Origin of the sequence: Camelimonas lactis (genome assembly GCF_004342915.1) — a bacterium.
Classification (GTDB): Bacteria; Pseudomonadota; Alphaproteobacteria; order Rhizobiales; family Beijerinckiaceae; genus Camelimonas; species Camelimonas lactis.
Genome location: NZ_SLWL01000003.1, coordinates 191742 through 206792 on the forward strand (window position 1 = coordinate 191742; position 15051 = coordinate 206792).

The 15051-nt window shown below is 63.4% G+C and carries 13 protein-coding genes; 8 read left to right on the plus strand and 5 right to left on the minus strand.

The genetic code is table 11. The features are described 5' to 3' along the window. The first annotated feature begins 104 nt into the window (after nt 1-104). From EV666_RS05375 to EV666_RS05385, 4 genes are all read left to right on the plus strand, one after another. Nucleotides 105-3434: a DNA translocase FtsK gene (locus tag EV666_RS05375; RefSeq protein ID WP_132004203.1), complete on the plus strand. Its 3330-nt coding sequence runs from the start codon at nt 105-107 to the stop codon at nt 3432-3434. A 126-nt stretch (nt 3435-3560) separates the two neighbouring features. Next, nucleotides 3561-4589, plus strand: coding sequence for an outer membrane lipoprotein carrier protein LolA (locus EV666_RS05380; protein WP_165909901.1), 1029 nt, complete (start codon nt 3561-3563; stop codon nt 4587-4589). A gap of 5 nt (nt 4590-4594) precedes the next feature. Beyond that, entirely contained in the window at nt 4595-4762 is a 168-nt protein-coding gene (locus tag EV666_RS18170; protein ID WP_165909902.1) for a hypothetical protein, read from the plus strand. 69 nt (nt 4763-4831) lie between these two features. Beyond that, on the plus strand, nt 4832-5659 hold the full coding sequence (locus EV666_RS05385; RefSeq protein WP_132004209.1) for an exodeoxyribonuclease III: 828 nt from the start codon (nt 4832-4834) through the stop codon (nt 5657-5659). Nucleotides 5660-5736: 77 nt separating this feature from the next. Here the strand turns inward: EV666_RS05385 and EV666_RS05390 are convergent, their stop codons facing one another. Continuing rightward, entirely contained in the window at nt 5737-6159 is a 423-nt protein-coding gene (locus tag EV666_RS05390; protein WP_165909903.1) for a Crp/Fnr family transcriptional regulator, read from the minus strand. 208 nt (nt 6160-6367) lie between these two features. Then, nucleotides 6368-7054, minus strand: coding sequence for a response regulator transcription factor (locus tag EV666_RS05395; protein WP_132004215.1), 687 nt, complete (start codon nt 7052-7054; stop codon nt 6368-6370). Between the two features lie 41 nt (nt 7055-7095). Between EV666_RS05395 and EV666_RS05400 the strand changes: the two genes are divergently transcribed. Then, nucleotides 7096-7698: a L,D-transpeptidase family protein gene (locus EV666_RS05400; RefSeq protein WP_245514224.1), complete on the plus strand. Its 603-nt coding sequence runs from the start codon at nt 7096-7098 to the stop codon at nt 7696-7698. Nucleotides 7699-7794: 96 nt separating this feature from the next. Here the strand turns inward: EV666_RS05400 and EV666_RS05405 are convergent, their stop codons facing one another. Further along, entirely contained in the window at nt 7795-8487 is a 693-nt protein-coding gene (locus EV666_RS05405) for a YggS family pyridoxal phosphate-dependent enzyme (RefSeq protein WP_132004218.1), read from the minus strand. A 341-nt stretch (nt 8488-8828) separates the two neighbouring features. Between EV666_RS05405 and leuS the strand changes: the two genes are divergently transcribed. From leuS to holA, 3 genes are all read left to right on the plus strand, one after another. Then, nucleotides 8829-11459, plus strand: coding sequence for a leucine--tRNA ligase (gene leuS / locus EV666_RS05410; protein ID WP_132004221.1), 2631 nt, complete (start codon nt 8829-8831; stop codon nt 11457-11459). Then, the gene (locus EV666_RS05415) at nt 11446-12006 is read left to right on the plus strand and encodes an LPS assembly lipoprotein LptE (RefSeq protein WP_132004224.1); all 561 of its coding nucleotides are present in this window, start codon (nt 11446-11448) and stop codon (nt 12004-12006) included. Before leuS ends, EV666_RS05415 begins: the two co-directional genes overlap by 14 nt. Nucleotides 12007-12106: 100 nt before the next feature. Then, entirely contained in the window at nt 12107-13135 is a 1029-nt protein-coding gene (gene holA, locus EV666_RS05420) for a DNA polymerase III subunit delta (protein ID WP_132004227.1), read from the plus strand. Between the two features lie 163 nt (nt 13136-13298). Here the strand turns inward: holA and EV666_RS05425 are convergent, their stop codons facing one another. After that, on the minus strand, nt 13299-14183 hold the full coding sequence (locus EV666_RS05425) for a ParB/RepB/Spo0J family partition protein (protein ID WP_132004230.1): 885 nt from the start codon (nt 14181-14183) through the stop codon (nt 13299-13301). Between the two features lie 48 nt (nt 14184-14231). Beyond that, complete coding sequence (locus EV666_RS05430) at nt 14232-15026, minus strand: ParA family protein (protein ID WP_132004610.1); 795 nt, start codon at nt 15024-15026, stop codon at nt 14232-14234. Between the last annotated feature and the right edge of the window lie 25 nt (nt 15027-15051).

Sequence of the window (15051 nt, forward strand, 5' to 3'; positions counted from 1 at the left end):
GCGCAAGCGCGTCCTTCGCCCGCCCGGCGCGCCGCAAGGTTAAGCGGGTCTTAACCCCCCAGCGGCTAGCCTTCGGGCATACCTCCACGAACCGCCAGGTCGGCATGCGCACCGTCAGACGTTCCACCTCGCCAGCCCAGGATCTCTCGTTGGCCGCCCGCTACTTCATGAAGCGGCGCGCCTTCGATCTGGTTGGAATCGCCCTGATCGTTTTCGCCATCACCATGGCGATCGCCCTCATCACATGGTCGGTCAGCGATCCCAGCCTGACCCACGCCACCGATAGCCGGATTTCCAACTGGCTTGGCGCGCCCGGGGCCGTCATCTCCGACATGGCGATGCAATTGTTTGGCCTTGGTTCGGTCGCCTGGCTGTTGCCGCTGGCGGTCTGGGGGGTGTCGCTGGTCACGCGTCGCACCATGCCCGGCATGAAATGGCGAATTCCACTCTGGATCATCGGCGCCTCTGCGGCGGCGGCCGTCGCCAGCGCCATGCCGGCGACGGGCAGCTGGCCGCTGCCCACGGGGCTGGGCGGCGTGGTCGGCGACGGCGTGCTGTCCGCCGCGCGCGGCATGCTCGGCGTGCTTGGCGCATTCGGCCGGGTGCTGGCCGGCTTTATAATGGCCGCAATCGCCATTCTCGCGCTCAGCGCGGCCTGCGGCTACGGATTTGACGATCAGGCAAGCGAAGACGACACGGATATGGATTCATGGCGCGCCTCCCGGGGCAAGGAAACTGATTCGGACGAACCCGGCCTTGGCATCGTATCGCTCGGCGCCATCGTGCATGGCTTCATGATGCTTAAGGCCGCGATCAGCCGCCGGCGCAATCGCCGCAAGCTGGCGGCAGCCGCCGGCGCGGCGGCCCTGGGAGGCGTCTCCAGCGCATCAGCCAGGGGATCGGGAAGCCGGATCGAGCCCAGCGCCTTCCCGGACGGATTTCCACCATCGCCGCCCGACCATGCTCCGGCGGCTATCGCTGTCCCGGCGCAGCCAGTCGAGGCTCCCCGCTCCCGCGTGCGCATGCCGCCAACGTGGCGGGAGACGCCGGTCACGCCCGCCGCGTCGGGCGTGGTCGAGCCGCCGTGGCGTCAGGAGGAGGCCCCATCGCCTGTTCACGCCGCGTACGCTCCCGCGCACATGCGCGCCGCCAGCCGCCAGGACGTGAACGCCGGCTATTACCCCGAACCCGAGGCAACCGCGCCTCTCGCGCCCACCGCCGCCTGGTCAGAGCCAGATGGGGCCCTGACAGCCCACGCCCAAGCCCAGCCCGTGCAAGCCCAGCCTGTGCAGGTCCACGAGCCCGCTTCCGTTGCGTCGCCCTCCATGACGCACGCGGCCGAAATCGCCGCAACCGCCGCGCGCGCCGCTGTTGGCGCGACCCGGGCTGCCGCTGCTCCGCAAAAAATCATCCCAACCGCAGCCGCCATTGCCGCGGCCGCCGAACTGTCCTCGCGCTTTGCCGCGCGCGTACGCAGGAAAGCAACTGCACCGGAAGAGAATCCCGAAAGCAGGGGCACAACCGGTGAAGAGGCGGCTAGCGCCCCCGCGGACACAATCGACACGGCGGAGACTACGCCTGCCGAGGCCACCCAGCCCTTCGTCCTGCGCCGCAAGCGCAGGGAGCCGGAGAGCGACATCGCGCCTGAAGACGCGGAGCATGGCGCCGACGATGTCGACGCAGACTTCTCTACGGAAGCAGACCCTGTCGCGCCCACGCCGCCACGCATTCCGCCCCATGCGCTACGGGTTGGCGTTCCCCCCGCCATGACCTCCGCCGGTCCGGCGAATGATGACGCCGTTGCGGCGCGCCCTTCCCCGGTTCAGGGCGCAGCGGTCGCCGTGGCTGCGGCGCGGCCGGCCGCCAGGGCAGCCGTTGCCCCGCCACAACCCGCCTTCGATACGGAAAGCTACCAGTTGCCCGAACTGGCGCTGCTGGCGGAACCGCGCCGTCCGGCGGCGAACAGCATGCTGTCCGTGGAGGCGCTGGAGCAGAACGCCACGCTACTGGAAGGCGTGCTTGAAGATTTCGGCGTGCGCGGCGAAATCATCAATGTACGGCCAGGCCCCGTGGTGACGTTGTACGAACTGGAGCCGGCGCCCGGCACCAAATCTTCCCGGGTCATCTCCCTGGCTGACGACATCGCCCGTTCGATGAGCGCCATCTCGGCCCGCGTGGCCGTGGTGCCGGGTCGCAACGCCATCGGCATCGAGCTGCCCAACAGCAATCGCGAAACGGTCTATCTGCGCGAGCTGCTGGCCAGCGAGGATTTCTCGTCGTCCAAGTCCCGCCTTGGCCTGTGCCTCGGCAAGACCATCGGCGGCGAACCGGTGATCGCCGATCTGGCGCGCATGCCGCATCTGCTGGTGGCTGGCACAACCGGCTCGGGCAAGTCGGTCGCCATCAACACCATGATCCTGTCGCTGCTATACCGGCTGCGGCCCGATGAGTGCCGCCTCATCATGGTCGATCCCAAGATGCTGGAACTGTCGATCTATGATGGCATCCCGCACCTGCTGACGCCGGTCGTCACCGACCCCAAGAAAGCGGTCGTCGCCCTGAAATGGGCGGTGCGCGAGATGGAAGACCGCTACAAGAAGATGTCGAAGCTCGGCGTGCGCAACATCGACGGCTTCAATACGCGCGTCGGCGAGGCCAGGCGCAAGGGCGAGATCATCACCCGCACCCTGCAAACCGGTTTCGACAAGCAAACTGGCGAGCCCGTTTACGAAGAAGAAGTGATGGATCTGGATCCATTGCCCTACATCGTCGTCATCGTCGACGAAATGGCCGACCTGATGATGGTGGCGGGCAAGGAGATCGAAGGCACCATCCAGCGCCTGGCCCAGATGGCCCGCGCCGCCGGCATCCATGTGGTGCTGGCGACCCAGCGCCCGTCGGTGGACGTGATCACCGGCACCATCAAGGCCAATTTCCCGACGCGCATTTCCTTCCAGGTCACGTCGAAAATCGACAGCCGCACCATCCTTGGCGAGCAGGGAGCCGAGCAATTGCTCGGCCAGGGCGACATGCTCTACATGGCCGGCGGCGGCCGCGTCACCCGCGTGCATGGTCCGTTCGTCTCCGACAATGAGGTGGAGAAAGTTGTTTCCCACCTCAAGTCGCAGGGACGGCCGCAGTATCTGGAAGCCGTTACCGCCATGGAAGAGGGCGAGGGTGAGGAAGGCGGCGCCGTCTTCGACCAGAGCGCCATGGCCTCCGCTGGCGGCGATCTCTACGACCAGGCTGTCGCCATCGTGCTGCGCGACCGCAAGGCGTCAACGTCCTATATCCAGCGCCGCCTGCAAATCGGTTACAATCGCGCCGCATCGCTCATGGAACGCATGGAGCTGGAGGGCATCGTTGGCGCTGCCAATCACGCCGGCAAGCGCGAGATTCTGGCCCAGGGCGGTGGGGAGCAGGAAGACGACTGATTGCCCGCCCTCACAATGCCGGCTTCAAGGCTTATATTGTAACCGATGAGCCATTTGACCGACCAACCGGCGCGGGAAATCCCTTTCCCGTCGGCCGGACAGACGAACAACGGAAAGCGTGGCGTCATGCGGCATTCGGCACCGGGGCAATTCTCTGTCGGGACCCGCACGGCGCGCCGCCAGTCCGGCCGCCAGGCGTCCCTGTGGCTCGCGCCTGCCCTCGTTTCGCTCTTGTGCCTTGGCTCCGCTGGCGGAGCCAGGGCGGAATTCCAGTGGAACCCCTTCAAGCCAGGCTTCGGCAAGCAGGTCGCGCCGCAGGCGGAGCGCCCTCCAGTCGCGCCCCCACCCGCTTCACTGACCGCTCCCGGCAAAACGCAACCGGCGCCGGCTGCCTCAAAGTCCAAACCGCAGAATCCGGCGCCCACCAAGCCGGCGACAACTCCGGCGGCGTCCCAGGCCGCAACGCCCCAGGCTGCGCCGCAGCCGGATTCGCCCCAGGCGACGGCGCCACTGCCGCCGAGGCGGCCAGCCAGTCTCCAGGGCGGCGCGCCGGTAGCCGCCAGCGCGCCCACAGCTGCGGCGCAGCCGCGACCGGGCGTGCAGGCAGCGGCCGTGGAGGCGGCGAAAACAGCAGCGCGCACGGGCGCCAACCCCGTGCCGAAATCATCCGCTGAAGCCCTGGCGCGGGTGAATGAATGGCTTAACAGCTATGAGGCGATTCAGGCGCGCTTCATCCAGCACAATGCCCAGGGCCAGAAGGCGGAAGGTTCGCTCTATGTACGGCGGCCGGGACAACTGGTGTTCAAATACGATCCGCCCAGCACCCTGGAAGTGGTGGCGGATGGCAAATCCGTTGCGGTGCGCGACAGCAAGCTGCGCACCAATGACGTTTATTCCATCAGCCAGACGCCGCTGAAGTTCCTGCTGAAGGACCGCATCAACCTCGCCACCGACACCAAACTGCTGAACGTGGCGACCGACGCCGACGGCATCGTGCGGGTGGCGTTGTCCGATTCCTCCACGCTGGGAGGCACGTCGCAGATCACGCTGATCTTCGATTCCCGCGCCAACCAGCTCAAGCAGTGGAACATCGTCGATCCGCAGGGTTACCGGACCACCGTAGCGCTCTACAACCTTCAGGAGACGCCGCGCTAAAGCGCTTGCCGATCAGCATTCGCTTAAAACAGGAAAAACTGGAGCGGTTTCCGATCCAGTTGATCGAAAACTGCACCAAAGCAAACGGCCAGCGTCATCCTGATGCAGGCGGCGTCCGCCGTCACGGCAATTCCCTTCGGCGGCAACTTGCTCTAAATGCGGATATCCCCTGAAGTTTAACGTCCAGACCAGCGTAACTGAACCGGAGACCGCTGCTGACGTCCCGAACTGCCGGAGCAGACGTGCCGCTTTCCGTTACGACATGGAACATCAACTCGGTGCGGCTGCGCGCCGATCAGGTTATCCGCCACATCGACGCATGTAACCCGGACATCGTTTGCCTTCAGGAAACCAAATGTCCGGACGAGCAGTTTCCAAGCTCCGTATTCCGGCAGCGCGGGTACGGCCACATCGCCGTCAATGGTCAGAAGGGCTACCATGGCGTGGCCATTCTCTCGCGCATCCCGTTCGTCCGCACTGACGTGAAGGCCTTTTGTGGCCAGAACGATTGCCGCCACATATCAGTGCGCCTGCCAGCCCAGTGCGCCGACCTGGAAATTCATAACTTCTACGTGCCGGCCGGCGGCGATATCGCCGACCCGGCGCTCAACCCGAAGTTCCGTCACAAACTCGATTTTCTGGAAGAAATGCTGGCCTGGACCGGCGTCGACCAGCCAGCGCAGCGCAACAGCATCCTGGTAGGCGACCTGAATGTCGCGCCCTATGTCACTGACGTCTGGAACCACAAGGCGCTGCTCAATGTCGTCAGCCATACGCCCGTTGAGACCGAAGCACTGGAGAACATCCGGACAACCGCCGGTTTTGTTGACGCCGTCCGCAAGCTGGCGCCCGAACCGGAGAAGCTTTTCACCTGGTGGAGCTACCGCTCGAAGGACCACACGGTGAACGACCGCGGCCGCCGCCTGGATCATGTCTGGCTGTCGCCTGGCGTCGCCGCGGGGCTGGAAGATTTTGTAATTTCAAAGGAAACGCGAAGTTGGGAGCGCCCGTCCGACCACGTTCCCGTCACCGTGCGCCTCGATCTTAAAGCGATCCGGCGACCGGCCTGAAGCCAGTCCATGTCTCCACAAGCAGCCGCGCTCCAGACGCCCTTGCCAGCCAGTCAGCGTCGCATGCCGGAAAGGCCCTATTCCCCGTCCAGCCTGGCCAGACGCTGGCCGATCTGGCCAATTTCGCCTGACAGGCGGTCAAGGCGGTCCGACAGGGCATCCCGGACCGCTGCCGCAGAAGCCGGAAATTCAACCAGCACCCGCCGCACCATGTCGCGGGTCAACACCATCACCGTGACCGTTTCGGCGGCTTCGGCCCGCACGGTCCGCTCGGTGTCCACATACATGGCCATTTCATCCAGCAAATCGCCGGGACCCGCCTCCGTGCGGATATCCGGGCCGCCATCGGCAAGGATCACGCGACCGGAGAGGACAGCGACAGCGCCTTGCGCCATCTCGCCCGCTTCGAATAGCACGGCGCCCGGCTGGAATGTGGCGTGCGTCGCGGCAAACGCCAGCAGACGCAGAGCGTCCGGCTCAAAATTACGCAGTGCAGGCATTCGCGCCAATATGGCGACATCCTGGTCCAGTGACATCAGCTACCAGCCCGCCTGCTTTCTGGAATATCCCCAACTGGAACAAAACCGGTTCAACAGGAACGGCTTTTTGCGCCAGCTTCCTGCCTCGACGTATCTTCTCCACGCAGGGTGACGTCCACCTTGCCGAAAAAACGGGCTCACGGCGAAGTGGACTTCGCCCTCATCGCCATCATGGCGCGAGCCTGTAACCTCCAGCTTCGGTTACAAGTATCCGCGCCCGGGCCGGGTCTTCCTCGATTTTTTGTCGCAGACGATAAATGTGCGTTTCGAGCGTGTGCGTGGTCACGGTCGCATTGTAGCCCCAGACTTCTTGCAGCAATGTTTCCCGGCTGACCACCTTGCGGTCGGCGCGATACAGGAAACGCAGGATCGCTGTTTCCTTTTCCGTCAACTTCAGTTTGGATCCACGACCGTTGACCAGCAGCTTGGCGCTGGGCCGGAAAGTGTAGGGCCCAATTGTGAAAACGGCGTCCTCGCTGGCCTCATGCTGCCGCAACTGGGCGCGGATACGGGCGAGCAGCACGGCGAACTTGAACGGCTTGACCACAAAGTCATTGGCGCCAGCGTCGAGGCTGAGAACCGTGTCGGTATCGGTGTCGTAACCGGTGAGCACGATAATCGGGCTTTTGAAACCGTTCTGCCGCATCACCTTGACGGCGTCACGTCCGTCCATGTCGGGAAGCCCCAGATCCATGACGACCAGATCGACGCGACGGTCCCTGACCCGTTCGATAGCGGCGCTGGCCGTTTCCGCGCCTTCGACGGTGAACTCGTCATTGAGCAGCAACTGCTCCGACAGGGTGTCCCGCAAATCCTTCTCGTCATCGACGATGAGAATGTGGCTACGATGACTCAAGCGATTCTCTCCCAGACGGCGCCAGCTCACAGGTAGACCAGATGGTGACCATCAGGCAATATCGCGCCCGCAGGTCAGTCGGTCTGTGGCTATTGCAACTCAAGACGTCCAGCATGAAAAAAATTACGCGCGTGGTTGTTTATCAAACTCCAGGGAACCACAGAAGCGCAACCCTGATTGCAGGTTTCATGCGCTTTCCGTGCGTAATAGGCCGAAGCGGGATGCGGCCTCAGGGGCTTAAAACTGAAGGCGACGGGGTAACGCCCCAGGGACGTTTCCATGTTCGCAGGATTTTCTACCGGGCCGACAGGGTTAAAAGGCCGCTTACCAGCCTGCCCGCCACGCCGTTGCGACGGTCCGACGGCTGGTGCGACACAACCGGGGCTGGCGTCTACAACCGCCATGTCAGATTGCCGTGCAGATATGGCTGTGAGCAGATGTGGCGCGACGACCATCTATATGATATAGTTATGGAAATTGACCACAATCATCGACCGCGCATCCAGGGCAGAGGCAGCGCCGTCTTCATCCATCTGATGCGCCCTGACAGGACGCCGACCCAAGGCTGCGTGGCCCTGCGCCCGCGCGATTTGCGCTTGCTGCTGCGTCACATTTCTCCAGAAACGGTGATTGATATCCGCTGAACGGCCGGCGCTGATCATGGTGGAAGCGCCGCCTGCCGCGTCAGCCCGATGTTCACATTCTCGCGAATCACCTGGTTACAGCGGCAGGCTGAACCATCAGGCGCGCGAACCAAAGATGGCGCTGCCCACGCGCACATGCGTGGCGCCGAGCATGATCGCCTGCTCGAAATCGCCGCTCATGCCCATGGAAAGCCGTGACAGGCCATTGCGCGCGGCAATCTTGCGCAGCAGCGCGAAATGCGGGCTGGGCGGGTCCTGCACTGGCGGGATGCACATCAGACCAGCGATCTCCAGTCCGAACTCATTTCTGCAGCGGGCAATAAAGTCGTCCGCTTCAGAAGGCGCAACGCCGGCCTTCTGGAGTTCCTCACCGGTGTTCACCTGAACAAAAAGCTCCGGTCTGCGGCCTGCCCGGTCGATCTCCCGCGCCAGAACCTCCGCCAGCCCCGGGCGATCAAGGGTATGGATCGCGTCGAACAGGGCTACGGCTTCCCGCGTCTTGTTGCTTTGCAGGGGGCCGATCAGGTGTAAGACGACGTTCTCATACCGCTCCCTGAGCGGCGGCCATTTGCCGTGGGCTTCCTGAACACGATTTTCTCCGAACACGCGATGACCGGCTTCGAGCACGGGTATAATCTCCTCCGGCCCAAAGGTTTTGGAAACGCACACCAGCGTGACGTCCTGTCCGCTCCTGCCGCTTTTCGCGGCGGCGCGGTCACAGGCATGACGAACGGCGCCAAGACGCTCCGCGACCTGGAGGGATATGGTGGGGGGCGTTTCAGCGCTCATGGATGCCTCTGGATCTGTCGGGGGACTGCCACCGGTTCCGTTCCGGAAAAGCCGGTGGCTGTCTCTCCAGCCTGAATTGCGACGGGTCGCGGAAATGGGTGCGCATCCGCAAGCTTCAGGCTATGGGGAAAACGCTGCCGCCTTCGTACATCAGCGCCCCGCGCGAGGGAAACCGGACCGGGGCCTGGCGCAGACCGCAGATATCTCCTTCGCACGCCCGCGTCGCATTGACCCCTGCCCGCAATCGTGGCCTAGTCCGCGCCAGTTTGACCCAAGCGCCTTTGCGCTTACCGGAGACGGGACGCCGCCTCCGGCGATGATGAACTGGACCAGGCTGGAAGATGACGCGCGAGCGCTACAACCCGAAGGAAACCGAACCACGCTGGCAGGCAGCCTGGGAAGAAAAGCAGCTCTTCTCGACGTCCAACGACGACAGCCGCCCCGCGTACTATGTGCTTGAGATGTTCCCGTACCCGTCCGGGCGCATCCACATGGGCCACGTTCGGAACTACACGCTTGGCGACGTGCTGGCGCGTTACAAGCGGGCGAAGGGCTTCTCTGTGCTGCATCCCATGGGCTGGGACGCCTTCGGCATGCCGGCCGAAAACGCCGCCATGCAGAACAAGGTGCACCCTGGCGAATGGACCTGGGCCAATATCGCCAGCATGCGCAACCAGCTGAAGCCGATCGGCCTGTCGCTTGACTGGGCGCGGGAGTTCGCCACCTGTGACCCCAGCTACTACAAGCACCAGCAACGCCTGTTCATCGACTTTTACAAGGCCGGTCTGGTCGACCGCAAGACCGCCAAGGTCAACTGGGACCCGGTCGATCACACCGTGCTGGCCAACGAGCAGGTCATCGACGGTCGCGGCTGGCGTTCGGGCGCGGTGGTCGAGCAGCGCGAGCTGACCCAGTGGTTCCTGCGCATTACCAGGTTTGCCGACCAACTTGATAATGCTCTCGACAGTCTGGATCGCTGGCCTGAGAAAGTGCGCACCATGCAGCGCAACTGGATCGGCCGGTCGGAAGGCCTGCTGGTGCGCTTCGCCATCGCCAACGCCGCGGCGACGCCTGGCGCCGATGGCCAGCGCGATCTGAAGGTTTACACCACCCGCCCGGACACGCTGTTCGGCGCCGCGTTCATCGGCATCGCCGCCGACCATCCGTTGGCCCGGACGCTGGCGGCGCAGAACCCGGCGCTTGCCAGCTTTATTGCGGACATCCGCAAGACCGGCACCGCCCAGGAGGCAATCGACAAGGCGGAGAAGCGCGGTTTCGATACGGGCCTGCGCGTCGCCCACCCGTTCGATCCGGACTGGACGCTGCCCGTTTACGTGGCCAATTTCGTCCTGCTGGAATACGGCACCGGGGCCATCTTCGGTTGCCCGGCCCATGATCAGCGCGACCTGGATTTTGCCCGCGCCTATGACCTTCCGGTTACGCCAGTCGTCTGCCCCCCTGGCGTTGAGCCGGCTACCTTCCTGATTGGTGATGAAGCTTATGACGGCGAAGGCCAGCTGATCAATTCGCGCTTCCTCGATGGCATGTCCGCCAGCGACGCCTATGAGGAGGTAGCGCGCCGCCTGGAAACAGCCCAGCTCGACGGCGCTGCGGTTGGCGAGCGCAAGGTCAACTTCCGTCTGCGCGACTGGGGCATTTCCCGCCAGCGCTACTGGGGCTGCCCGATCCCGATGATCCACTGCGACGCCTGTGGCGTGCAGCCGGTTCCTGTCGACCAGCTGCCGGTTACGCTGCCGGAAGACGTGAGCTTCGACAAGCCAGGCAATCCGCTGGACCGGCACCCAACCTGGAGCAAGGTTGACTGTCCGAACTGTGGCGCGCCCGCCCGTCGGGAAACCGACACCATGGATACCTTTGTCGATTCATCCTGGTATTTCGCCCGCTTCACCGATCCGTGGAACGCCGGCGCGCCGACGACAGCCACGGCTGTGGCCAGGTTCATGCCCGTCGACCAGTATATCGGCGGCGTCGAGCACGCCATTCTGCACCTGTTGTATTCGCGCTTTTTCACCCGGGCGATGAAGGAAACCGGGCACGTCGATCTTGAGGAGCCGTTCACCGGACTGTTCACCCAGGGCATGGTTGTGCATGAAACCTACCGCGACGCCAGCGGCGCCTGGACAGAACCTGGCGACGTCCGCATCGAGAGCTCGGGCGCGGACCGGCGCGCGATTCATGTAAAAACTGGCGAACCCGTCTCGATCGGTCCGATCGAGAAGATGTCCAAGTCGAAAAAGAACACGGTCGACCCCGACGACATTATTGCTGCCTATGGCGCCGACACGGCCCGGTGGTTCATGCTGTCGGACTCACCGCCGGAGCGCGACGTCATCTGGACCGACGAAGGCGTCCAGGGCGCATGGCGGTTTGTCCAGCGCGTCTGGCGCATCACCCAGGAAGTCGCTTCGCTGGAGGCGGGCTCAGGCGACGGCCCCTCCCCCGTGGCCAGGGCATTGCGCAAGGCCGCCCATCACGCCATCGCCGCGGTGAGCGATGATATCGAAAAGCTGCGCTTCAACCGCTGTGTCGCGCAGATTTACGAGTTGGCCAACGCCATCCAGAGCGCCATCAACAACGCGACGGAATCAGGAGATGGTTCGGTCGACGTCGTCGACGCTCTGCGCGAGGCCAACGCCATTCTCATCCAGCTGCTGGCTCCGATGATGCCGCACCTTGCCGAAAGCTGCTGGGAAGCGTTGGGGCGCAAGGAACTGGTGGCGACAGCGCCCTGGCCTGTTCACGATCCGGCCATGTTGGTGGAGGATGAGATAACCTTGCCGGTGCAGGTGAACGGCAAGAGACGCGCAGATATCACCGTTGCCAGGGACGCGGACCGCGCTACCATCGAGCAGGCCGCGCTTGCGGAAGATGGGGTGAAGCGCGCCATTGGCGACGCCGCGGTGAAAAAGATCATCATCGTGCTGCAGAGGATTGTGAATGTCGTCATCTGAATCCGGGCATGCGGTTCGCAGCCGTCTTCGGTCCATGCGCCTTCTGCCCTTGCTGGCCGTCGGCGTCTCCCTCTCCCTTGGCGGCTGCTTCCGTCCACTCTATGGAACGTCCCCGACCGGGCACAATGTTGCTGACCAGCTCGCTTCGGTGGATGTCGTAGTCGTGCCGAAAACCTCCCAGGAGCGGCTGGCCCACTACGTTGAGCAGGAACTGCGGTTCAATCTGAATGGTAGTGGCCGTCCGGCCGCCAAGGCCTACCGCCTTGAACTGGATCTGAGCCAGGAGGTGTTGACCTCATCGGTGAACCAGGCCACCGGCCAGGCGGTCGCGGCGATCCTGCGCATCAAGGCCAATTACAAGCTCATCGAAAGCGGCTCCACCAAGGTGGTTGCGGAAGGCGCGGCCAGCGCCTCCGCCGGCTATGACCGTACCCCACAGCGCTACTCCAACCTTCGCGCCGCCCGGGATGCGGAAATCCGGGCGTCCAAGGTCCTGGCCGAACAGTTACAAACCAAACTCGCCGGTTGGTTCGTCGCGCGGCGCTGATCGGCCGGGCCGTGGCCTGCGCCGCAGCCAGCCCGGAGCTCCCCGCGCCGGATGACTGTTGTGGTTTCCATGCCGGTTTTGCCAGCGCGGAAAGGTGCCCATGGTTGCGGTCAAGCCAGCAGAGATCAACGCGGTCCTGAACCGTCCGCCAGACGTCCCGGTCGTGCTCGTCCACGGCCCTGACGCCGGCCTGGTGGCTGAGCGGGTCGGCAGGCTCATAAAAGCGGTCATCGACAGCGACGATGATCCCTTCCGCCTGTTGCGTCTGGATGGGGACATTGTGGCGGCGGATCCCATGCGGCTTGCCGACGAGGCCAACACCATCAGTCTCTTCGGCGGCAAGCGCGCCATCGTCATCCGGGCCGGATCAAAGAGCATTGTTCCGGGATTGAAGCCCCTTCTGGAGGCGCCGCCCGCGGATGCGCTGGTTATTGTCCAGGCGGGAGATCTGGCCCGTACATCGCCGCTCAGAACGCTCTGCGAGCGCTCCAGAGCGGCTTTGACCGTTCCCTGCTATGCGGATGGCCCCAGAGAGCTCGCCGCCCTTTTGGACGAGGTTATGGCGGTCCATGGACTACGCCTGGATAGCGACGCCCGGGTCCACCTTCTGTCGTTGCTGGGGGCCGACCGGCAAACGACCCGCAATGAACTTGAAAAACTCGCCCTGTACGCGCGTGGCGCCAACACTGTAACGATTGGGGACGTCGACGCTGTCTGCGGCGACGCCGCGTCCCTGGCCGTCGACTCGCTGGTTGACGGCACTTTTCTCGGCGACCTGAAGCGTCTCGACATGGATTGTAGCCGGCTGTTCGCCGACGGTAACGACCCGGGCGTGCTGGTGGGATTCCTGCTCAGACACGGGCTGATGCTGTTGTCGGCGCGTTCCCAGATGGAGAGCGGCGTTCCAGCTGGCCAGGCGCTTGAGAAAATGCGCCTTCACTTCAAGCGGAAGGACGCGGTTGATCGGCAGTTGGGCATCTGGCCAGCGCAGGATTTGCTGCTTGTAACCGGTGATCTGGGTCAGGCGGTCGCCCGATGCCGGCAGAATCCCCTGATGCGCCGCGAGATCGCACGGGTAGCCATGTGGGCGGTCGCCATGCGCGCAGCGCGCCATCGCGCCCGGAACTGATCGCGGCCTGGAAAGACCAGCGCCGCGCCCCGCAACGGCAACAGTTCATGATTGTTTGACCGGCTGGCGTGGAATGAACGTCAAACGGCTCCGGGCGCCTCAACGCATCCCTGCACGATCCGGCCGTGTTTCTTCCGGTTCTGGAGAAATCGCCATGCGTTCGCTAGCCTCGCAGGCGCTGACAAATCATGTCCAGCTGTTGCAGGGAGCTGTAACGCAACCGCAACTCACCCTTGTCGCCGTTATGAGATATCCGGACGCGGGCGCCCAAAACGTCTTCCAGAACCTTCTCCAGAGCCCTTGTATCGGCATCCTTCGGCGCCCGGGTACGAACGCGGCTGGGCGGCGTCTCCTCGCCCTGCTCGGCCTCCTCCTGCGCTATCCGTTCGGCATCGCGTACATTCAGGCCATTCTCGATAATCTGCCGGGCTACAGCCTCTGGATCAGCCACAGCCAGCAACGCCCGGGCATGACCCGCGGTCAGGTCGCCATTGTTGACCAGTTTCTGAATTGACTCCGGCAATTTCAATAACCGCAGCGTATTTGCTACGTGGCTGCGGCTTTTTCCGATAATTTTCGCCAGATCATTCTGTGTGTAGCTGAAATCCTGCATGAGCTGATCATACCCCATTGCCTCCTCAATGGGATTAAGATCCGCTCGTTGGACATTCTCGACGATTGCAAGTTCAAGAGACAGCTTGTCATCAGCTTCGATGACAACAACGGGAATATCCGTCAATCCAGCCCGCTGCGCCGCCCGCCAGCGGCGCTCACCAGCGATCAGTTCAAATACGTCTGGCAGATTGGGCAACTGCCGGACAACGACCGGCTGGATAACGCCCCGCTCAGCAATCGAGGCAGCAAGTTCCTCAAGATCACTTTCGGCGAAGTGTCGCCGCGGATTACGGGGATTGGGACGGACAAATTCAATGGCGACACGACGCTGCCCACGAACGTTACTGGCGTCGCCCAGCGCCATATCACTGCTGGCTTCGCCGATCAGGGCCGCCAGGCCGCGGCCGAGCCGCGGGCGAGGTTCATCCGCCATTTCTGATGTCCCGTAACCTGTTCAAACACTATCGAACCGCACAGATATTCACGCCGCCCGGATCATACGCTCCCGCGCGATGACTTCCGATGCAAGCTTGAGATACGCCTGGGAACCCGCACACTTGAAATCATACAGCAGCGCTGGCTTGCCATGAGAAGGCGCCTCCGACACGCGGACATTCCGGGGAATGACGGTGTCATAGACCTTTTGGCCCATATAGCGCCGGACATCGTCAACGACCTGGTTGGAAAGATTGTTACGCGGGTCAAACATGGTCAGGACAACACCATGAATGCCAAGGCGCGGATTGAGCGCCGCCTTCACCTGCTCCACGGTCTTGAGCAGCTGGCTCAAACCTTCAAGCGCAAAAAACTCGCATTGCAACGGAACAACAACCGCATCCGAGGCCGTCAGCGCGTTAATGGTCAGCAGATTGAAAGATGGAGGACAATCAACCAGAACGTAGGTAAAAGCCTCCGCATCTTCTTTAGCCGCCATGGCGGTAATGGCGTTCTTCAAACGCTGTGCGCGATCCCGTTCCGCAGCGATTCCCAGCTCAACGCCAAGAAGATCCAGTGTCGATGGCGCCACCCAGAGGTCAGGAACGGCTGTTTCCTGGGCGCAATCCTGCAAGGCAAGACCGTCCATCAACACGTCGTAGGTCGACAGCCGCCGCGCCTGAACGTCAATACCGAGACCAGTTGAAGCGTTGCCCTGTGGGTCCAGATCAACAATAAGCACCCGCTCGCCGATTGCCGCCAGGGCTGTGCCGAGATTGATGGCCGTCGTGGTTTTGCCAACGCCACCCTTCTGGTTGGCGAGCGCCAGCACGCGCGGCATCGCCCTCAGTGAGCCAGAAGCAGAG

Coding starts and splice junctions, on each gene's coding strand:
- EV666_RS05375 (WP_132004203.1), top strand. CDS start 105: ATGCGCACCGTCAGACGTTCCACCTCGCCAGCCCAGGATCTCTCGTTG.
- EV666_RS05380 (WP_165909901.1), top strand. CDS start 3,561: ATGCGGCATTCGGCACCGGGGCAATTCTCTGTCGGGACCCGCACGGCG.
- EV666_RS05390 (WP_165909903.1), bottom strand. CDS start 6,159: ATGCCTGCACTGCGTAATTTTGAGCCGGACGCTCTGCGTCTGCTGGCG.
- EV666_RS05400 (WP_245514224.1), top strand. CDS start 7,096: ATGGTGACCATCAGGCAATATCGCGCCCGCAGGTCAGTCGGTCTGTGG.
- EV666_RS05405 (WP_132004218.1), bottom strand. CDS start 8,487: ATGAGCGCTGAAACGCCCCCCACCATATCCCTCCAGGTCGCGGAGCGT.
- leuS (WP_132004221.1), top strand. CDS start 8,829: ATGACGCGCGAGCGCTACAACCCGAAGGAAACCGAACCACGCTGGCAG.
- EV666_RS05415 (WP_132004224.1), top strand. CDS start 11,446: ATGTCGTCATCTGAATCCGGGCATGCGGTTCGCAGCCGTCTTCGGTCC.
- holA (WP_132004227.1), top strand. CDS start 12,107: ATGGTTGCGGTCAAGCCAGCAGAGATCAACGCGGTCCTGAACCGTCCG.
- EV666_RS05425 (WP_132004230.1), bottom strand. CDS start 14,183: ATGGCGGATGAACCTCGCCCGCGGCTCGGCCGCGGCCTGGCGGCCCTG.
- EV666_RS05430 (WP_132004610.1), bottom strand. CDS start 15,026: ATGCCGCGCGTGCTGGCGCTCGCCAACCAGAAGGGTGGCGTTGGCAAA.